At 28.5% G+C, this 20,560-nt stretch carries 21 protein-coding genes and 1 pseudogene; 5 read left to right on the forward strand and 17 right to left on the reverse strand.

All coding sequences use genetic code 11. The features are described 5' to 3' along the window. Positions 1-55: 55 nt before the first annotated feature. Genes HMPREF2852_RS04365 through HMPREF2852_RS04380 form a run of 4 tightly spaced genes read right to left on the reverse strand, consistent with a single transcriptional unit; the run spans position 56 to position 3,182 of the window. Positions 56-424 (reverse strand): DUF956 family protein, encoded by a 369-nt coding sequence (locus tag HMPREF2852_RS04365; RefSeq protein WP_070606140.1) that lies wholly within the window; start codon positions 422-424, stop codon positions 56-58. Further along, positions 424-1,353 (reverse strand): PTS system mannose/fructose/sorbose family transporter subunit IID, encoded by a 930-nt coding sequence (locus HMPREF2852_RS04370; protein ID WP_070606143.1) that lies wholly within the window; start codon positions 1,351-1,353, stop codon positions 424-426. The genes HMPREF2852_RS04365 and HMPREF2852_RS04370 overlap by 1 nt, the downstream gene beginning before the upstream one ends. Before the next feature lie 8 nt (positions 1,354-1,361). After that, positions 1,362-2,171 (reverse strand): PTS mannose/fructose/sorbose transporter subunit IIC, encoded by an 810-nt coding sequence (locus HMPREF2852_RS04375; protein WP_070606144.1) that lies wholly within the window; start codon positions 2,169-2,171, stop codon positions 1,362-1,364. Between the two features lie 9 nt (positions 2,172-2,180). Then, the gene (locus HMPREF2852_RS04380) at positions 2,181-3,182 is read right to left on the reverse strand and encodes a PTS sugar transporter subunit IIB (RefSeq protein ID WP_070606146.1); all 1,002 of its coding nucleotides are present in this window, start codon (positions 3,180-3,182) and stop codon (positions 2,181-2,183) included. Between the two features lie 170 nt (positions 3,183-3,352). Here HMPREF2852_RS04380 and HMPREF2852_RS04385 point away from each other — a divergent pair, with 170 nt between their 5' ends. The 4 genes and pseudogenes from HMPREF2852_RS04385 to HMPREF2852_RS04400 all read left to right on the forward strand — a co-directional run bounded on the left by HMPREF2852_RS04385 (position 3,353) and on the right by HMPREF2852_RS04400 (position 8,818). Next, complete coding sequence (locus HMPREF2852_RS04385; protein WP_070606148.1) at positions 3,353-6,211, forward strand: insulinase family protein; 2,859 nt, start codon at positions 3,353-3,355, stop codon at positions 6,209-6,211. Positions 6,212-6,325: 114 nt separating this feature from the next. Then, entirely contained in the window at positions 6,326-7,450 is a 1,125-nt protein-coding gene (locus tag HMPREF2852_RS04390) for a 5-bromo-4-chloroindolyl phosphate hydrolysis family protein (protein ID WP_070606150.1), read from the forward strand. Continuing rightward, a pseudogene (locus HMPREF2852_RS04395) lies at positions 7,443-8,548 on the forward strand (toxic anion resistance protein). The gene HMPREF2852_RS04390 and the pseudogene HMPREF2852_RS04395 overlap by 8 nt, the downstream one beginning before the upstream one ends. A 9-nt stretch (positions 8,549-8,557) precedes the next feature. Beyond that, on the forward strand, positions 8,558-8,818 hold the full coding sequence (locus HMPREF2852_RS04400) for a hypothetical protein (protein ID WP_004812605.1): 261 nt from the start codon (positions 8,558-8,560) through the stop codon (positions 8,816-8,818). A gap of 180 nt (positions 8,819-8,998) precedes the next feature. Here HMPREF2852_RS04400 and xylB read toward each other — a convergent pair whose 3' ends face one another. The 6 genes from xylB to HMPREF2852_RS04430 form a co-directional block, all read right to left on the reverse strand. Then, the gene (gene xylB, locus HMPREF2852_RS04405) at positions 8,999-10,516 is read right to left on the reverse strand and encodes a xylulokinase (protein WP_070606151.1); all 1,518 of its coding nucleotides are present in this window, start codon (positions 10,514-10,516) and stop codon (positions 8,999-9,001) included. Between the two features lie 106 nt (positions 10,517-10,622). Then, complete coding sequence (locus tag HMPREF2852_RS04410; RefSeq protein ID WP_070606153.1) at positions 10,623-11,489, reverse strand: ketose-bisphosphate aldolase; 867 nt, start codon at positions 11,487-11,489, stop codon at positions 10,623-10,625. Between the two features lie 42 nt (positions 11,490-11,531). Continuing rightward, entirely contained in the window at positions 11,532-12,209 is a 678-nt protein-coding gene (locus tag HMPREF2852_RS04415; protein WP_070606155.1) for a D-lyxose/D-mannose family sugar isomerase, read from the reverse strand. Positions 12,210-12,223: 14 nt separating this feature from the next. Further along, positions 12,224-13,309, reverse strand: a complete 1,086-nt coding sequence (locus tag HMPREF2852_RS04420; RefSeq protein WP_070606157.1) for a PTS fructose transporter subunit IIC — start codon at positions 13,307-13,309, stop codon at positions 12,224-12,226. A gap of 1 nt (position 13,310) precedes the next feature. Further along, positions 13,311-13,622, reverse strand: coding sequence for a PTS fructose transporter subunit IIB (locus tag HMPREF2852_RS04425; RefSeq protein WP_070606159.1), 312 nt, complete (start codon positions 13,620-13,622; stop codon positions 13,311-13,313). A gap of 2 nt (positions 13,623-13,624) precedes the next feature. Beyond that, complete coding sequence (locus HMPREF2852_RS04430; RefSeq protein WP_070606161.1) at positions 13,625-14,077, reverse strand: PTS sugar transporter subunit IIA; 453 nt, start codon at positions 14,075-14,077, stop codon at positions 13,625-13,627. A gap of 183 nt (positions 14,078-14,260) precedes the next feature. Here HMPREF2852_RS04430 and HMPREF2852_RS04435 point away from each other — a divergent pair, with 183 nt between their 5' ends. After that, positions 14,261-15,118, forward strand: coding sequence for a MurR/RpiR family transcriptional regulator (locus HMPREF2852_RS04435; RefSeq protein WP_070606163.1), 858 nt, complete (start codon positions 14,261-14,263; stop codon positions 15,116-15,118). Between the two features lie 312 nt (positions 15,119-15,430). Here HMPREF2852_RS04435 and HMPREF2852_RS04440 read toward each other — a convergent pair whose 3' ends face one another. From HMPREF2852_RS04440 to HMPREF2852_RS04470, 7 genes are all read right to left on the reverse strand, one after another. Beyond that, on the reverse strand, positions 15,431-16,381 hold the full coding sequence (locus tag HMPREF2852_RS04440; protein WP_070606165.1) for a CorA family divalent cation transporter: 951 nt from the start codon (positions 16,379-16,381) through the stop codon (positions 15,431-15,433). 191 nt (positions 16,382-16,572) lie between these two features. Then, positions 16,573-17,205, reverse strand: coding sequence for an ABC-2 transporter permease (locus HMPREF2852_RS04445; protein ID WP_070606167.1), 633 nt, complete (start codon positions 17,203-17,205; stop codon positions 16,573-16,575). Beyond that, positions 17,186-18,052: an ABC transporter ATP-binding protein gene (locus tag HMPREF2852_RS04450; protein WP_070606169.1), complete on the reverse strand. Its 867-nt coding sequence runs from the start codon at positions 18,050-18,052 to the stop codon at positions 17,186-17,188. Before HMPREF2852_RS04450 ends, HMPREF2852_RS04445 begins: the two co-directional genes overlap by 20 nt. Next, complete coding sequence (locus HMPREF2852_RS04455) at positions 18,045-18,422, reverse strand: GntR family transcriptional regulator (protein ID WP_070606170.1); 378 nt, start codon at positions 18,420-18,422, stop codon at positions 18,045-18,047. Before HMPREF2852_RS04455 ends, HMPREF2852_RS04450 begins: the two co-directional genes overlap by 8 nt. A gap of 91 nt (positions 18,423-18,513) precedes the next feature. Continuing rightward, positions 18,514-19,002: an SH3 domain-containing protein gene (locus tag HMPREF2852_RS04460; RefSeq protein ID WP_070606172.1), complete on the reverse strand. Its 489-nt coding sequence runs from the start codon at positions 19,000-19,002 to the stop codon at positions 18,514-18,516. A gap of 9 nt (positions 19,003-19,011) precedes the next feature. Next, the gene (locus HMPREF2852_RS04465; RefSeq protein ID WP_070606174.1) at positions 19,012-19,617 is read right to left on the reverse strand and encodes a CpsD/CapB family tyrosine-protein kinase; all 606 of its coding nucleotides are present in this window, start codon (positions 19,615-19,617) and stop codon (positions 19,012-19,014) included. Continuing rightward, entirely contained in the window at positions 19,610-20,473 is an 864-nt protein-coding gene (locus tag HMPREF2852_RS04470) for a YveK family protein (RefSeq protein WP_070606176.1), read from the reverse strand. Before HMPREF2852_RS04470 ends, HMPREF2852_RS04465 begins: the two co-directional genes overlap by 8 nt. Between the last annotated feature and the right edge of the window lie 87 nt (positions 20,474-20,560).

Consider the following 20,560-nt stretch of genomic DNA (forward strand, 5'->3'; position numbering starts at 1 on the left):
TCAGATATTCGTGCTTGAGGGTTTGTTTACGATCTGACTTAGAAAAAATCCAAGTCTATTTTTTAATTAAATTTTTAATACCTCTTTTTATTACCTCAAAAAATGATAAAGACCTTCTCAATTTATTTGAATCAATATAATTATTTAAAGCTCTCAAAGTTTTTTTATTATCCTTTGTTGTAAAAACAAAATTTCCACTTTCTTTTGTATGAATCGCAAATCTATTTATTTTTTTGCCAAATAAAACTGACGCACTCACAAAAGAAATTTCCTTGTAAGGAATTTGTATATAATCTTCTACATTTTTTTCATTATAAAATTCAAAGGCCTTATCTCCTACCATTATATTGCCATCAGAGGTAAATCCATTAAGGCATCTTCCCTTAATGGATAAGTCTACATTTTTATTTTGACTTTGAACCATTACATGATTCCAAGTACAGATGCTATTATTCCTATTATAAATAAAGCAACTATTATAACAATTGGAGATACATTTTTCTTTAATAATTTACAAATTCCAAGTGTTAATAACATTGGAACAAGTCCTGGTATTAATTGGTTTAAGTTATCTTGTAAGGTTGTAACTTTTACTTGATCAAGGCCTGCTGATCCTAATTGATCATAAAGTTTAAAGGCTTCTTGAAGTCCCTTGCTACCACTTGATAAAGAATTCCAATCAATAAATGATCCTGCTTGTTGAGTTACTTCTGATACGTTTACAGTAAATGTTACATTTACCCATCTTTGTACCAAAGCACCAACTATAAACATACCAACAATTGATGCAACCAAGTTTACTTTTCCTAAAAGTCCACCTGATAAATCTTTTGTAATTTCATTTCCTACTTTGTAACCAAATTCTTGAGTTTTCCACTCAAATGCCATTCTTATAATATTCCAAAATACAAAAAATATTATTGGTCCAATTATATTTCCTGTTAAAGCCATTGATGCACCAAGAGCTCCAAGTATTGGTCTTGCTGTAAACCAGAAAACTGGATCACCAACACCTGCCAAAGGTCCCATCATTCCTACCTTAACAGAGTTTATTGTTTTATCTTCAATAGGAGCTCCATTTGCTTTTTCTTCTTCCATAGCAAGAGTAACTCCCATTACTGGGCTTGAAAGATATGGGTGAGTATTATAAAACTCTAAGTGTCTTTTTAAAGCAGATTTTCTTTCTTCATCTGTTTTATATAATTTTTTGATAGCAGGAATTATTGAATAACACCAACCACCGTTTTGCATACGTTCGTAATTCCAAGAACCTTGTAGGAGTTGATGACGATTAAATACTTTTATCCTATCAGATCTTGATAATTCTATTCTTTTTTCATTTACTTCAGTCATATTTCCTCCTAATAATCATTTATAATATCGCCAAGTGGATCTCCAGTATTAGCTGATCCATTTGATGAAGATGATTCTTTAAGTTTTAAATAGATAAGTGCAAGTGAAAATCCTACTACACCAAGTCCGATTAGAGTTAGTTGTGGGATTGCTGCAACTGCAAAACCAATTGCAAAAAATGGCCAAGTTTCTTTTGTACTCATCATATTAATTACCATCGCATAACCTACTGCTGCAACCATTCCTCCACCTACTTCCATACCATGAGTTAACCAACCTGGCATAGAATTTAAAACGCCTGTTACAACTTTTGGTGAAACAAAACAAAGTGCTGCTGCAGGAACAGCAATTCTAAGTCCTTGCATCAAAACTGCAAGTATATGAAGAACTTCAATTTTTCTGAAATTTCCTTCTTCTGCTGCTGCATCCATTCCGTGAACTATTGGAATTGATAAAGTTCTTGCTATCATTGTTAAAAATAGACCTGCTACTGAAAGTGGTATAGCAACAGCTATTGATGTATTTATTGCATTATTTACATTTCCTGAGCCATCTTGTAGAGCTAAAACCATGATAATAGCACTTGCAACTGATGCCAAAGCCGCATCTGGAGCTACTGCTGCTCCAACATTTGCCCAACCAAGAGCAATCATTTGAAGAGCACCACCAAGCATAATTCCTTCTTTTAAATGTCCACTTACAAGTCCAATCAAAGTACAAGCAACGATTGGTTGATGGAATTGGAATTGGTCTAAGATTCCTTCCATACCCGCAAGTAGAGCAACTATAACAATTAAAATAATACTAATTGCTGACATAATTCCTCCTTAAGCCAAACCAAGTTCTGATTTTGCTTTTTTCATAATATTTGTAAAGTTTTCAGGCTGATTTGCTGGAACTTTTCTTACATCGATTTTTATTCCTTTATCAAGTAGTTTTTCAAAAGTTTCAACATCTTCTTTTCCCATAGAAACAGTAGAAGTTACATAAGCCTTTCCTTGTGAGTGAGCCATAGAGCCAAGATTTATTTCTTTTAAATCTGCGCCTTTTTCGATAAGAGCTAAAGCATCTTGTGGTGTTTCAAATAATAGCATTGCTCTTGTATCTCCAAAACGTGGATCTTCAAAAATTTCTGCCATTTTCCAAATTGGCACAACGTGAGCCTTAACTCCTGGAGGAGCAGCCTCCATTATCATTGACTTACGCAAAGCATCTTCACTTACATTGTCACTTACGACAATAATTCTTGTTGGATTTGTAGATTTTGTCCAACTTGTAGCAACTTGTCCATGAAGTAATCTTGTATCAATCCTTGCAAGAACAACGTCAATTTTTCCATCTCCAATTACTGTTCCTTCTGGAATCGCTCCAGTATGTTTTGGAAGATTTTCTTGTGACTTATCTTTTGCATTAGATTTATTGTAATCGTCCATCAAGGATTCTGGTTTAGTTTTTACTCCTTCTTTGGCAGGCTCTAATAATAATTTCGCAAGATCATGTGATTTTTCTTCCATAAGTCTTGAGCCAAGTGCCTCAATTAGCATGGGTAAATTAAGTCCGGTAAGAACTGCCCACTTTTCTTCATTTCCATCCATAAGAGCTGAAACTTGATTAAAAGGTGTTCCACCCCAAAGGTCAACTAAGAAAAGTATTTGTTCACAATCAAGTTTTTTGATTTTTTCTTCAAGATCTTTTCTTAAATCATCAGGACCCATTGAAGGTAAGAGAACTGCTGTTTCTAATTTTTCTTGTTCTCCAAAAATCATTTCCCCAGATTGTCTTATACCTTGAGCAAATTCGCCGTGACTTGCCAGTATAATACCTATCATTTACTTCCCTCCTTAAATTAAATTGATTTATTAAATAAACCTATTTTTATTTTACACTATATCAAGAAATTTTTTAAATATTTTTTTAAAAATTAATTTTTTCCTATTAATGAGATGAAATTTATTTAAGAGTATAGTTGTAGTAATAAATATAAAGAAAGGATTTATTAATGGAAAAATATATTTTAATAAAAAATAAAAAATATAAAAAACTTGGTCTGGATGTTTTTTTGTATGAACACAAAAAATCTGGAGCAAGAATTAATTATATAAAAACCGATGACAAAAACAAAACTTTTGCAATTGCTTTTAAAACTCCCCCAGAATCTTCCAAGGGAATTTCCCATATTTTGGAACATTCTGTTTTAAATGGTTCAAAAAAATATAGGACCAAAGAGCCTTTTATGGATATGATTGCATCAAGTCTTCAAACTTTTTTAAATGCAATGACCTATCCTGATAAAACTGTTTATCCTGTTGCAAGCGAAAATGATAAGGACTTTTTCAATCTTCAAGATGTTTATTTGGATGCAGTTTTTAATCCAAAAGTTTTAGATAAGGAAGAAATTTTCTTACAAGAGGGAAAATCTATAAAAATTGATGAAAATGGAAAATTTTCTGTATCGGGCGTTGTTTACAATGAAATGAAAGGGGCAACTACAAATCCAGATACTATTATTGTAAATGAAATAAATAAATATCTTTACAAAAACTCCTGCTACCAATATGTTTCTGGCGGAAATCCTTATGATATTTCTAAATTAACTTATGACGAATTTTTAGACTTTTACAAAAGATTTTACCACCCATCAAACGCTGAAATTTTTTATTATGGAGATATGGATATTGAAAAATATTTAAAAAATCTTGATGAGGAATATTTGTCCAATTATGAGAAAAAAGAAATTATTGCAGATTGCAAGGTAGTTGAAAATTATTACAAAAAACCAATTTTTACCTCTTTCCAATCAAACAATGAAGATAAAAACAAATCTTATCTGACATATTCATTTTTAACAAATGAAAGAGCTAATATAAAAGACCAACTTGCAAACGCAATTTTATCAATCGCTCTTTTCAACTCAGATTCTTCTGAAATTTCTCAAAGAATTTACAAGGAAATTGGGCCTGAAAGTTTTTATGCAAGGACTGGCTATGGTCAAAGATCTTCAATTCAAATTACAGCCCAAGGCACATCAGATGAAAACTTAAATAAGTTTGTAGAAATTATTGAAGAAGAGCTTGAAAAATATGCTCACCATATTCCAAAAGATTCCCTAAAAGCTGCCCACGCCCTTTTTGATTTTTCCCAAAGAGAACAAATGAATTCAGCCTCAAAGGGAATTGAATATATACTCATGCACAATTTGGACAATGAAATTTTTGATAGCCTAAATTTGATTGACTATATAAACGAATTGGGAGCTTTGATTGAAACTGATTATTTTGAAAAGCAAGTTAGGAAATATTTTATAAATAACAAGACTAAACTAGTTCTTGTGGCAAAACCAAATAAGGATTATTTTAAAAATATTGAAGAAAAAATCGACCAAGATTTGGAAAATTTGAAAAATTCCTTATCAAAAGATCAGATTGATAAATTAAAGGAAAAGGAAGAAAAATTAAAAGCCTTCCAAGAAAAAGAGGATTCCAAAGAAGATAAGGCAACCATCCCAGCCCTTGAAATTAAAGATGTTGACCTTGAAATCGAAAAAATTCCAAGAAAAATAGAAGATGATGATTTCAAATTTATCTACCACGACCTTGACAGCGCAGGGATGCTTTATAATGAATTTTTCTTTGATATAAACCACCTTAACCTTGAAAATCTCAAATACCTTTGTCTGATTTCAGACTTTTTGGGCTCAATTGATACAAAAAAACATTCTTACCAAAATTTGGATGATTTAATTCCAATAAATATGGCAGGACTTAATTTTACTATTCAAAATATAAAAAATAAGGACGGAGAAATTAATAATTTTATAAAAATTTCTTTTAAGACTACTATAGATAGGTATGAAAATTCTTTGAATATTGTAAAAGAAATAATGAATGAATCTGTTTTTGATAATGAAAAAAGAATTAATGATATTTTAAAACAAATTAAAGCTTTATTTGAAATGAATATGTATGATTCTGGTCACAGCCTTGCCCTTACCCGTTCTTTTTCACATTTTGATAAACTTTCATACATCAAAGATGAGCTAAATGGCTTTGGATACTATGAATTTATAAAGAAAATTTCCAAAGATGTAGAAGAAGATTTCAATAAGTTTAAGGAAAAATTAGAAGATTTGTATGGACAAATTTTTTCAAAAAATCTTTTAATAAATATTACAGGATCAAATGAAGATTATAAAAAAGTTAAGGCTTATGTAAAGAAAGAATTTTCAGACCTTGAAAAGATAAAAAAAGAAAAAGCTCAAATAGATTTTCATAAGTCCTATTATAAAGAAGGGATTTTGTCTGATGCAAATGTAAATTATGTGTCTGTGGGTGGAGATTTAAAAGAATTTTCTGACAAGAAATTAAATCTTTTGGCTCTTTCATCATCAATTATTTCTAACCCTTACCTTCACGATTTAATTCGTGCAAAAGGAGGAGCTTATGGGGCAGGTCTAATGGTTGATAAGTACGGAAATATTGGAACATATTCTTACAGAGACCCTCACATAAAAGAAACTGTAGAAAATTATAAAAAAATCCCTGAGATTTTGGAAAATTTAAAACTTGATCCAAATGATTTGAAAAACCAAAAAATTTCAAAAATGGGTTCATATTTAAAACCTCAATCTCTTCAAGCCAAGACTTCCTTGGATTTTATAAGATATTTACAAGGATTTTCTTATGAGGAGCTTGAAGAAAAACTTCTTGATATAAAAAATGCTAAATTAGATGATATAATTACTTTGAAAGATGACTACAAAAATATTTTGGACAAAAATAATCTTACAGTTTTTGGAAATAGGGAAAAATTGAGGGAAAATAAAAATTATTTTGATAAAATAATAGATTTAGATTCTTAAACATCCTGATTTTATTATTAATTTATTTAATTTTTACTATTTATATATTAAATAAATATTAAGATAGTTTTTATATATTGAATCTTTCTGGTATAATTTTACTAAGGAGTGAATATGACAAATTATGATAAAGAAAACGAAAAATCTTTGGAAAATAGTCTAAACAAAGCTATTTCTGATATGGATTTTTCTGATATAAGTGAAAAGGTCAAGACAAGTCTTGATATATTTATTGATAAAACAATGAATTTTATAAATGGAAATCAAGTTAGAAAACCCGCAATCCAAACTAAAAATCCTCAAGTTTGTGCCCAAAAACTTCCAGAAAAAACCAAAGCTGGCTTACTTAAAACAGCAATGGTAATTTCTTTTTTACTTGCAATTTCTATGCTAATGATTTTATTTTTTGACGGATTTTCCTATGATTTTTTTAAAAATCTATTTTTAACAGCTTTGTTTTCAATATTTGGATTTTTTACTTTTAGAAAATCCCAACAATTGGATATGATTTCAAAAGATTACACAAGATTTTTAAGAGAGCTTGGACACAACACAGTAATTCCCATAAGAGATTTGGCATCATCAGTTCAAAAATCTGAAAAAGATACAATAAAAGAGCTAATGTATATGATGAATAAGGGATATTTCAAACAAGCAAGAATTGTAGAAAATGATTCATTATTTTTGTTAGATATTCCAACTTTTAAATTATATAAAAACCAAAAAAATCAAATGCCAAATTTATCACACGAAGAAAATAAAAAAATAGCCCAAGATACAAGCACAAAAACAAGCAAGGATAAAGCTGAAGAAATAATAAAAATTTCAAGCAAGGAAATAACTTCTATAAATCTTTCAATCTCAAGAATTAAAAACAGATCTTTTCTTGAAAAAGTAATAGAAATCAAAAAAACAATTGAAAATATTACAAACATTATTAAAAGATATCCAGAAAAAGCTTATGTTTTGGACAAATTTATAGAATATTATTTGCCAACAACTGTAAAATTAATTGATGCTTACACAGAATACGAAATTATGGAATCAAACGATTCAAAAATTAAAAATTCACTTGCAGAAATAGAATCTTCCATAGAAATAATCAATGAAGCCTTTGAAAAAATCCAATTAGAGCTAATGGAAGATAGGACAATGGATATAAAAACAGACATTGATACAATGAAAATTTTGTTAAACCAAGAAGGATATTTAGAAAAAGATTGGAGCAAAGATGAGTGATATTAAATTAAGATTAGACGGAGAAAATGAAGAGATCGAATTAAAACCAGTTGAATACAAAGAAAAAATCCAAATAGACCAGTCAATAAATTTTCTCCAGAAGAAGAAAAACAAATTGATGATTTTTCCCAAAAAATTGACCTAGAAGATTCAAATATAATTCTCCAATATGGAGTCGGAGCTCAAAAAAAGATTTCAAATTTCTCAGAAAAAACTTTAAACACAGTAAAAAACAAAGAGCTTGGAGAAATCGGTGGACTTTTGGATAAGGTTGTTTCAGAAATCAAGTCAATGGACGAAGACGATGGTGGAGTTTTTGGATTTTTCAAAAAGCAAAAATCAAAGCTTGAAAATATGAAATTAAAATACCAATCAACCGAAAAAAATATAGACGAAATCGCCAAAGCCTTGGACAACCATCAAATAACCCTATTAAAAGATATTTCTCTGCTTGATCAAATGTACGAATTAAACGAGGATTATTACAAAGAACTTTCTATGTATATAGAGGCTGGAAATAGAAAACTCAAAAGGACTTTTGAAAAAGACATACCAGCTCTTGAAAATACAGCAAGGATTTCAAACCTTCCAATGGATGCCCAAAAAGCAAATGACATAAAAGCACAAGCCAACAGGTTTGAAAAAAAATTACACGATTTAGATTTAACCAGAATGGTTTCAATGCAAATGGCGCCACAAATTAGGATGGTACAATCATCAAACTCAATTATGGCAGAAAAAATCCAAACAACAATTGTAAATACAATTCCTCTTTGGAAAAATCAAATGGTTTTAGCCCTTGGCATGAGCCACACAGAACAAGCAATACGTGCCCAAGAAGCCGTTACAAATTTAACCAATGATTTATTAAAATCAAACGCTGACAAATTAAAACAAAATACAATCGACACAGCAAGAGCAACCGAACGCGGTATAATAGACCTTGATACAATAAAATACACAAACGATAGACTAATCGAGGCGATTGATGAAGTAAGGACAATCCAAATCGAAGGAAAGAAAAACAGAGAAGACGCCAAAAACGAGCTTGGTCGTCTTGAAGAAGAATTAAAAAGAAATTTATTAAAAAATAGTTAGGAGAAAAAAATGGCAGAAAAAATAGAATTCAAATTTGACACCCAGCTATTAATAGCAGGAGAAGATTTAGACGAAGACGAAATTTTCGATCATATAACGGAAAATTTCGAAGGAGATAGCCTACTTGCAGTAGGAGATGAAGATTTAATAAAAATCCACTTCCACACAAATAAACCATGGGAAATATTAGAATACGCCCAATCAATCGGAGATATTTTTGACGTAGTAGTAGAAAATATGCAAAGACAAGCAGATGGTTTAAAAGGATAAAAACAACTGGACTAAAAAAAAGGCAGGAATTTTCCTGTCTTTTTATTTGTCTTGGAATAAAAAATTATACCTTGAGATCTCTCAACTCATTCCATTCGCTCGAGATGGGTTGGTGTTTGATTTTGTTTATTACTAAAGTTTAAATATTTAATCGTTCTCAGTTAATAATTTAAATTTTTTTCAATTACTTTTATTTTGATCTTCACATATACCAATTAAATTGTAACAAATTGATTTTGTATTTGGGTATATTTTTTTGTATTGTTCAAACAACTTATCGTATATTTTTGTATTTTCTTTATTTGGTTTTATAATTTGTGTATATTTTATAAAGGCATCTGAACACTCTTTTATATTATCAAAATATTTCATTCCTAAAGCTGCAATCATAGCTGCACCAAGTCCTGGACCTTCTTCTATATTTATAGTCATAATATTTTTATTGAATATATCAGCTTGGATTTGTAGCCAATCTTTATTTTTTGAACCTCCGCCAACTGATATAATATTTTTTATTTGAGAATCTATTGATTTTTCCATAATTTCAAAATTATCTCTAAGTGAGAAAGTTATTCCTTCTAAAATTGATTTTACTAAATGTTTTTTTGTATGAGAAATATCTAATCCTATAAAACTTCCCCTAATATTTCCATCAAAATACGGACTTCTTTCGCCATTTAAATATGGAGCAAAAATTAGACCATTGGCTCCTGCTTTGATTTTATCTATATCTTTAGTCAAATCTTCAAATTTTTCTTTTTTTGAGAAACTTTTTCTAAACCAATTTAGACTCTGTCCTGCTGATAAGGTAACTCCCATAGAATAATACGTATCTTTATAAATCGAATTAAAAAAATGTAATTTTCCATTGTAAGATCTATTTATTTTCTTTTCCGGATTAAGGATTACTCCAGATGTACCTATACTTAAAAGCATGGTATCGTCTTTTCCTATAACCCCACTTCCTATTTCACTAGCACAATTATCAGCACATCCTGCAAATACTCTTACATTTTTCTTAAATCCGTATTTTAATATCAAATCTTTTTTAACATATCCAACAAAATCTGTCGAATTTACTAAGGGTGGTAGTAATTTTCTATTTATTCCAAATTTTTTTATAATTTCTTCCGACCATTTATGGTTTTCAATATCTAAAAGTAAAGTTCCTGCTGCATCAGAATAATCCATGTTATATTTTCCTGTTAGATAGTATCTCAAATAATCTTTAGGTAATAAAATGTGGTGTGTTTTTTCAAATATTTCTGCTTCGTATTTTTTTACCCATAAAATTTTAGGAAGTGTAAAACCTTCTAATGCGATATTATTTGTAATTTCTAATAGTTTATCAGAAAACTTATTTCTTATATATTTACACTCATCAATAGTTCTTACATCATTCCATAATATAGCATCTCTTAAAACTCTTCCTTGTTCATCAAGTAAAACCAAACTATGCATTTGCCCAGAAAAACTTAATGCTATAAGATTTTCATTTAAATCAAAATCACGATTTAATTTCTCAATAACATTTTCGAAAGCATCAATCCAAAATTTAGGGTTTTGTTCACAATATCCTTTTTTTGGATTGCAAACATCATAAGAACTACTTTTTGCACCAATGAAATTTCCATCCTGATCAAAAACTACTCCTTTTAATGAAGATGTTCCTAGGTCAATTCCTAAAATATAATTCATTTTATTTCCTTTCATTAATGATTTTAATTTTATATTTTTATTTATATTATTTAAAAATGTGCAAAGGTATAACTTTGCACATTCTTGCTATCAATTCTTAATATTTTTATTGAAAAAATAATTCAGCTTTATTATCTGATTCAAACAATTTAACTTTTTCTTCTACAACTTCACACATAGCTTCTATGCAAGCAGGATATATAGCGTTAGGTTCTCTTAAAGAATTGTCTTTCAAAACTTCTCTACATTTTTTGAAAAATGCCACTTTTATATCAGATGAAATATTAATTTTATTGATTCCTCTTTTTACAGCTTCTGCAATTTCGGCATTAGGATTTGATGAGCCACCATGTAATACTAGAGGAATTTTTACTAGATCTTTTATTTGTGTTAATAAATCTAGTTTTAATTTAGGAACATAATTTTCAGGATATATTCCGTGAGCTGTTCCAATTGCTATTGCCAAAGAGTCACAATTTGTTTGATCTATAAATTTTTTAGCATCTTCAGGTTTTGTGTATTGAATATCTTTTGAACCACCATATTCATCTCCAGCATCTACACCAATTGTTCCGAGTTCTCCTTCTACAGATACATCTACGTTATGAGCAAGCTCTACAACTTTTTTTGTTATTTCAATATTTTCTTCAAATTTAAATGTACTAGCATCAATCATAACTGATGTAAATCCATCTTTTATTGCATTAATAACTTGTTTTATAGAAGACCCATGATCTAAATGTAAAACTACTGGCAATTCAGATTTATTTGCTTTATCGATTATTGTTTTTACAAAACTATCTTCCACGTATGAAAGTTCATCGGGATGTATAGCTATAATTACTGGAGATTTTAATTCTTCACATTTTTTGAAAACTCCATTAAGCATAGGTAATGATGAGATATTAAATGCTGGTACAGCAAAATTATTCTCATTAGCAACTTTCAACATTTCTTTCATATTAATTAACATATTAAACTCCTATATTATTAATTCCATTTTCTATTTATTCTCTTATCCATTGTATTTAGGATATTCGTTACATAATAATTTGTAAGGTTTTTCATCCTCTATTATTTCAGGAAATCTTCCTACTTGTTCATAAAATCTATTGTCATTATCATCATCATTAACTTCAGAAACTTCTCCCACTAATACATCTCCAGTATTTTCTTTTACAGAAAATTTGTGATATTGATGTGGCTTTAAAGTAATGCTTTGCCCAGGATTTAATTCAACACTTTCTCCCGCTTTTACATAATATTTTCTTCCATCAGATTCTACCAAGACATCATCTTTAGAAAAATTTCCATTGTCATCATTATAAACAGTTATAAGCAAAGTTCCTCCACCTCTGTTTATAATATCTTCTGTTTTTTGCCAATGAAAATGAAATGGAAATTCTTGATTTTGCTTTATCATAATATATTTTTCTGCATATTTTTTTGAAGAAGATTTATTTATATTTCCATTTCTACAAGTAAACAATGAAAAACCAATATTTTCAAAATCATCTAAACCCGCATCGGTTATATCCCATCCAAGTTTATTATCTCTGATTATGTCATATTCATTATTTTTATCTTTCCAGTCTTCAGTTGACCAATATGCAAAATCAGGAAGATATACATTCATTTTCTCCAAAAATTTTTCCATATCTTTTATTGCTTTATTAATTTCTGATCTTTTCATATAACCTCTTTACTTTATGAAAAACTTAAATTGTCTAGTTCATCATTACTATCTTTTTTATTTTCAAAATTTGTTACTTTTTTATTTTTTAAAAATTGTAACAAAATAGCAAATACTAAAGATCCTACTAACAAAGAAACTAACCACAAGAAAGGTTTGTTAATTCCAGGTAACGCTACTAATCCACCTGATGGAACTTTTGATTCAATATTCCATAGTCCAACTAGTCCACCACTTACACCAGCACCAACAGCTGTGCATATAGTTATTCTTAATAAATTATTCAATATTATTGGGAATGAACCTTCTGTTATTTGAAAACATCCCATAATGAATGCTGTTTTTAAAGAATCAACCTCTTGTTGTGAAAATAAATCTTTTTTGCCGATGATTTTTGATAAGAAATATCCAATTGTTAATCCAAATGGTGCAATCATACTCGCTTGAATCAAATTACATATAGGACCACCAAAACCTTCGGACAAAGCAGCTGCTGAAAATGTAAATACAACCTTATTAATTGGTCCACCATAATCTACCGCAGATAAAACTCCAACTACAACTCCAAAAATCATAGAATATTCTGGTTTAGAGCTTAAATTCTTAAGAAGTGAATTTACACTTTCTGTCAACCAAATTATAGGAACTCCAATTATATATTGCATCAAAATAGCTATAATCAAACTTACTATTAAAGGTTGAATTAATTGAGGCATAAGTCCTTGCATCCACTTTGGAAGTTTTAAATTACTTAAAACTATTTTTGTTAAATATCCAGCTAAAAATCCTACTACTATACCACCTAAAAATCCATAACCATTTGTCTTACATAAAACACCCAAAATAATTCCTGGTGCTATTCCAGCTTTGTCCGCTATAGAATATGCAATTCCAGTTGATATAACTATAGGAATAAAACCTAAACCATTAGCTCCCAATGTGCTCAAAGCATCATTTAAATTAATAAATCCACCATCTATCTCAACAACTTTTCCACCTAAAATATTTCCAATTACCATAAGCATTCCTGCCGCAGATACAAAAGGTATTAGATAGGATATGGCTGTCATGACATGTTTTCTAATATTTAATTGTTTCATTTTATTTCTCCATTAATTTTTCTATTTTTTCAATCAATTTATCAGATGATTGAACAACTGTGCTAGTTGAAATTTCTATTATTTTTTTACCATCAAAACGATTTCTTTTTGATACAGAAACATCTACTGCTAAAATTACTACATCCGCTTCTTTTATTTCTTTTTCGGTAAGCTCATTTTCAATTCCAATAACGCCTTGCGTTTCAACTTTTATTTCATGTCCTCTTTTGCTAGCTGCATTAATTAACTTTTCTTTTGCTAAATATGTATGAGCTATACCAGCAACACACGCACAAACACCAACTATTTTCATCCCTAACTCCTAAAACAATTTTTTATTTCTTCTTTAGAATCCGCACTTAACAATTTTTTTAATATATCTTCATTTGCTAAATTAGAAGCTACTTTTGATAGTAATTTCAAATGTTCATCTGCAAAGTTCTTATCATTCTTTACAACAAATAATATAACTATCCTTACTCCATTATTATCTAAACTTTCCCATTCAATTTCCTTATTTAATTTCCCAATCGCTATGGTTGTTTCATTTACATAATCACTTTGCCCATGAGGTATTGCAACAAAATTCCCAATGCCTGTTACTCCGAGTTTTTCCCTTTCTAAAACATCTTTTACAAAACCATCCACTTCTGAAATATATTCGTTTTCTTTCAAAACTTCAGATAATTTTTCTAGTACTTGAATTTTAGATTCTGCCTTTAAGTCATTTAAAATCAAATTGTCATCTAATATTTTGTCAATTTCCATATTTCCTCCTTTCGTTTTAGCAAATACAAAATATATTATTACATAAATTGCACTTTATATTTTTTTATGTAATACCATTTCATATTTATATAATAACACTAATTATAAAAATGTCAATATGAAACTATATTTTTTTATTTTGCTATTTTTATATAATGTAATATAATTACATAGAGGTGTATTATGACTAAATTGGATAAAAATGAAAAAGTTATTGATATTTTTAAAAATAATTACAAAAATCTTTTTAAAGCAGAAAAAATAGTTGCGGATTATATAATTAACAATCCAAACAAAGTAACTCTTATGAGTGTAAAAGAAATAGCAAACGAAACAAAAGTAAGCGATGCAACTGTTGTTAGAATGTGTCAACATTCTGGTTTTGACGGTTTTTATCAAATGAAAATTTTACTTTTAAGAGATATTGGTGAAGGAAATCAAAATGATATTGCCGATTTTCAGGATAAGCCAATAGAATTTTTTTTAAATAGAAAAAAAAGTTTAATAAACACTATTAACAAAGAAGATAATATAAATAATATAAAAAAATTAGTAAGTAAACTATTAGACAGCAACATAACCTTAATAGCAGCCACAGGAAATACTCTGCCCGTTGCCCTAGATTTAGAATTTAGACTAAATAGACTAGGCATAAAAACTTTTACAACTTCTACTAATGAAAGATTATTAAATTATACAAGTAACTTAAATGAACATGATTTTTTAATTACGATTTCAAAATCTGGTTTATCAAAAAATATATTAAAAGTTAGCGATATAGCTAATAACAAAAATATAAAACAAGCTTGTATCACTTCAGAAATAAATTCTAGTTTATCTGAAAATTCAGATATTACAATATTTTCAGGTAAACTTTATAATGATATAAATGACTCTTATAATGGTTTAGAATCTCATATAGGAGAATTTATAATTAATGATATAATTATAGCTTTTGTTGCTTCAACAAAACATAATAAAAATCAACTGCTACAATCTCAACAACTAGAATACGAATTTTTCTCTTCTTTAAAATTATAATAATTTATTATTAAAACTTATTTAGAAATCTTTCCTATTCTCATCTGAAATTAATAAAATAAAAAAGGGCTGTTGAAAAATGATGTGTACCCTCCCTACTGGGTTATCCAGTAAAGAGGGTACACATCATTATTTTTCTGACTTTTTTTGTTGAATAAAAAAATTAATCCTTTAGAAATTAAGGAAAATAAAGAGAAACCCATCTCGAGCTTGTCGAGAGATCTCTTTTGTTTTACTTTATATTTAAATTTAACCTATTCCATTGAGATTTCGACTCTTTCATTCGCTTTAGATGGGTTTTATATTTTATTTTCACCTATCAAATCTCCTAAATAATAAATACACTAAAATTACACTAATCAAAGAAATTCCAATAACATACATATAACCAAAATTCCATTTTAATTCTGGCATATTTTCAAAATTCATTCCGTACCAGCCGGTTATTATTGTAATTGGTGTGAAAATTGTTGTTACTACTGTCAAAACCTTCATTGTGTTATTCATAGAAAGGTCCATTTTTGACGTGTAAGAATCTTTTACATTTGTAATATATCCACTCAAATAAGAAATATTTGAAGAATATCTTTCAACTCTAAACAAAACTGATTTTAAATGTTTTATATCGTCATCATCGAAAATTTCATTTTCATTTTCCATTAAAACTTCCAAGGTATCTAGAAGTCTTTCGTATGATGCGTACAAATTTAGAGCCTTATGCCTATTGTCAGAAATTATTCCTATGCTATCTCTGTTTTTTTTATTTTTTATTATCGCGTCTTCCACAGCTGCTGTTGAATTTTTAATTTGGTCAAAAATTCTTGTGTGATTATTTACTAAAGCTGTAATGAAATATTTCAAAAGCCTTCCTGGAGATCTTGCCGAAAATTTCTTTGTTAGCATCTTCCTAAAAGCTTCAGTCGTCGATTGGTCTCTGTCGTACAAATCAACAATTATGAGCCTATTATTTTCTATATAAAATCCTATAAGATCTGAAGTTTCAAGATTTCCCATTATATCAAGCAATTCTAAAATTGCAAAGGTATAATTATCTTCCACTGCCATATAAGATTTTTTGGCAGTATCTGACAAGAGCAAATCAATTATGGCATCATCCAAATTATAAGTTTTTGCAAAATCTATAAAACTCGCTTTGCCCAAATACATCAAATAAAAATCATCATCTTCTATAACATCATAAAAACTAGAAATATCGGTTTGTTCAAAACCGTTATCCGTGTCAAATTTATAAATATAATCCATTTTTTCTCCTTAAAATTAGGAAACATTCCTTTTACATTATGACTATATGAATTATCGATAAAATTTCAACGATTTAAAGCTTAATTTATAGATAATATATTTAAAAATAAAAAAATAAGAATCCTTTATTCAACAATTTTTTACAAGCGTCTAAAAAAGATTCTTATTTTATATTTATTTTTATAAGCAAATTAAAGTTCTTTATTTTCAAAAATTTTTATGGAAATAAAAACTGAAATTGAGTGGACTATTATTGTTATGGCAAAAATTATTAGGGATAAAAGTGTTTTATCCATTGTTAAGCCCTTATTTACATATTCCAAAAGCCATTCTTTATTTGATGAAACAGTTGAGAAAAATGCAAATACTAGAAAATATAAAATTACAAAAACAAGTCTTGCTTTTTCTGCCCCAAATTTATACATTAATGGAAGTTCAACAACTCCAACTATGCTTGTTATGAAAAATAGGGATGATAATATTAAAATTAGTGGAATTTCTTTTGTAAGTGGGTTTTTATTAAATCCTACAACAAATGACAAGGCCATTGCAAAAATTGACATAAACCAAATTATGGTATATCTTGAAAATACAATTTTTTTCCTTGAAATTCCACTTGAAATCAAATATTTATCTGTTGAATATTGGTTGTCAATTCCAAAGACCATTCCCAAAAGTATTATTGGAATTAGGATAAAAAATAAGGGAATTAAAACCAATTGATTTTCTTTGTAAAAATAAATGCCCAAGCCAATTATTATTACAAATTGTAAAAGCAAGGCGTTTTTTATTGAAATCAAATCTTTATATATCAAGGCTTTCATTGTATTTCTCCTTTATCATATAAACCATAATTTCCTCTATACTCACATTTTCTACTTCAAGATTTTGAGGAATTAATTCTTTTTTAACCAAACATTCTTTTCCGAATTTATGATCTCTAACTGCAATTATGGAATTTTTATCAAGACTTTCAAATTCTTCTTTTGAAAGAGAAACTAGACCATAATCTTCCTTTAATTTATCCTTATTTTCAACAAAAATTAGCTTTCCCCTATGCAAAAAGGCAATTTCATCTGCAATTTTTTCCAAATCTGATAAAATATGGGACGAAATCATAATGCTTTTGTTTTCATCTTGGATAAATTCTAAAAGTATATCCAAAATATCATCTCTTGCCACAGGATCAAGCCCACTTGTTGCCTCATCCAAAATCAAAAGCTCTGCCTTATGGCTTAATGCCAAAATTAAAGACAATTTCATCTTCATTCCCCTTGAAAAAGTAGAAATTTTCTTTTTTTCTGGAAGATTAAATCTTTTTAAAAGCCTATCAAAAGTTTCTTTTTCCCAAAAATTTCCATAATACATGGAGTGAAATTTTTCAACTTCTTTAATATTTAACTCTTGAGGAAAGAAAAAATCCTCAAAAACAAAGGCAATTTTTTTCTTCTCATCCTCAGTCAAATCTTCAATTTTTTTGCCAAAAATATAAATTTCACCAGAATCTTTTTTCATATCGCCCAAAATCAATTTGATTGTAGTAGATTTTCCAGCTCCATTTTCTCCAATATATCCAACAATAGATCCTCTTTTGATATTTAAATCCAAAGGTCCAAGATAAAAATCATTCAAAGATTTGCTAAGGCTTTTTATTTTTAATATATCATTCATCTTCTTCCTCCAATATATCTATAAGAGAAATAATTTCTTTTTTTGAAATTCCTGCAAGTTTAGATAATTTGATAATTTCTTTTAGATGGTCTTCAATTTTTATAGAAAATTTTTCCCTGATCAATTCTGGATTTTGATCTTTTACAAAATTTCCTTTCCCAGGAACAGAATTAATAAGTCCATCTTTTTCAAGTTCATCATAAGCCCTTTTCGTTGTAGCTACACTGACTCTAAGCTCTTTTGCCAAAAGTCTAATAGAAGGAAGGGCTTTGTCTTTTTCTATCTCATCATTTAAAATTGCATCTCTTATTTGATTTTTAATTTGTAAATATATGGGATCTTTACTCGAGTATTTGATCTTAATATCCATTTATTCCTCCTACTGTTCATAGTGTACCTTAACAGTTGAAAAGTGTCAAGATATATAAATAAAAAAAGCTTGGTTAAAACCAAGCTAATTTTTATTCTACATCATCTAAAAGCTCTGTCAAAATATAGCCTTGGTATTCTCCATAGCTTACTTTTGACCATTCGCCTACTATTTCTGATCTTTCTATTTGTGTTCCGGGTTGGATTGTTGCTACAATTTCTGAATCTGTGTTTGTTTGTCTTCTTATATTTGAAATATCTTTTACTGTAAATATTCCATAAGCTTGTTTTGGCTCTTTGTCTTTTTCTTTTTTATTTTTCTTATCTTTCTTTTCTTCTTTTGTTTCTTTTTTGTCTTCTGTTTCGTTTGATTTATTTTTTTCATCAAGATTTTTTAGACTTGCAAGATTATTTGAAGAAGAATTTTCGTTTGTTTCGTTTTTCTTTTTGAAGGTTACTTCTGTTGAAACTTTATTTGATGGTTCACTTTCTTCTGGATGTCTTTGGGATACATATTCTTCTTTTGAACATGCTGAAAGTGTTAAGCTTAAGGCTAATATTAATAAAATTTTCTTTTTCATTTTTCCTCCTTAATTATCTGTTGTTATTATTCCCGAAATTTGGGCATTTACATTTTCAAGTTTTCTTATTGATGCATTTAATTTTTTTCTTCTAAAATCTTTTTTTCTGGCAAAAACTATTACTGAATCTGCGAGTCTTGGATAAAAATTTGCATCGTCGTATTTTTCGTTATCTGCTGTATCCAAAAATATAAAATTATATTTTTCTTTTAGAGAATCAAAAATATTTTCTATCCTATCATAGTTTAAAATGCTTGGATTTATTTCTCTTTGGTCTGGTGCGAGGATTAGGTCAAGATTTTTTTGGAAATGATCTTTTACTATGAAATTTTCATAGGGTTTTTCCTTTTCCAAAATATCAAAAAATCCCCTATCAAATTCAATATCACACAAATCTCCCATCATTGGATTTCTAAAATCAGCTTCTATAATAATTACCTTGTAATTATCTTTTGCCAATGCTCTAGCTAAATTTAAAATCAAAGATGACTTGTTTATCTTCTCATTTGATGATACAAATTGTACCAAAGAATTTTTATCTGCAATTTTCAAAAAATTATTTTTTAAGGATTCAAAAGATTTTTCTATCTTATTCGCCTTATTTTTATTAAACATCTAAATCACCATCATCATATTTTGGCATATCTGCAATTATTGTATAGTCTTTGTTGTTTTCTTTGTTTTGATATAATCTAAAATCTTCATCTTCCTCAGCTGATAAATCTTCATTAGAATTTATATCTTGGGATAATTCATTGTCTTCGTCGTCGTAGTATTCTTGTACTAAATTTCCATCTTCATTTATATAAGATTCTTTTACATTATCATAATCATTTTCATAATCGTATTCTTCTTTATCATCATCTTTTGTAAATACGACTTTTCTAATTTCTTTTTCTTCTATATAATCTCCCTCATCATTATTTTTTGAATTTCTAATTGAAACTACAAGTGAACCGAAAATAAAATATGTTATAAAAGCTGCAAGTCCAACTTTTAGTGAATCTTTTTCGCTCGTTTTTGCTAAACTTGCATTTGGATAAGCCTTGTCAATTACTACTGCATCAGCTTTGTAAAGTTGATTAATTACTGAAACTGTAATTTCTGCATATTCATCTGCTATATCTTCTGCCCTAAGTTTTATAGAATCTTTTACATTTATATTTAAAATATGGGTGTTGGCAATTGCTTGTATTTGAATTTTTTTGTCAAGTTCGCCAGGATCCATATCAAGTTTTAAATTTTCAATTACCCTTTTTTTGATAGCATTTGAATTTACAGTTTCTGCATAAGTGTAAGCAGTTTTATCATCATCTTTTATTTTTTCATTAGAGGTTGTAAGGATTTTTGATTGAGCCTTATAAGTTTTTATACCAAACTTATCAAACAAAAAATAAAATCCTATTCCAATTATAAGGCCAAAAACCAAAGCCTTTGGTATTACGCTAAGTACTGATTGTTTCTTTTTCATTATCTCCTCCGAAATTTCTGTAATTTATTTTTATTTAAATTATTTCTATTTTTCAAAACTCTTATTCTAATTTTACACTATAAGGAA

Source organism: Anaerococcus sp. HMSC065G05 (assembly GCF_001812365.1).
Lineage (GTDB): Bacteria > Bacillota > Clostridia > Tissierellales > Peptoniphilaceae > Anaerococcus > Anaerococcus vaginalis.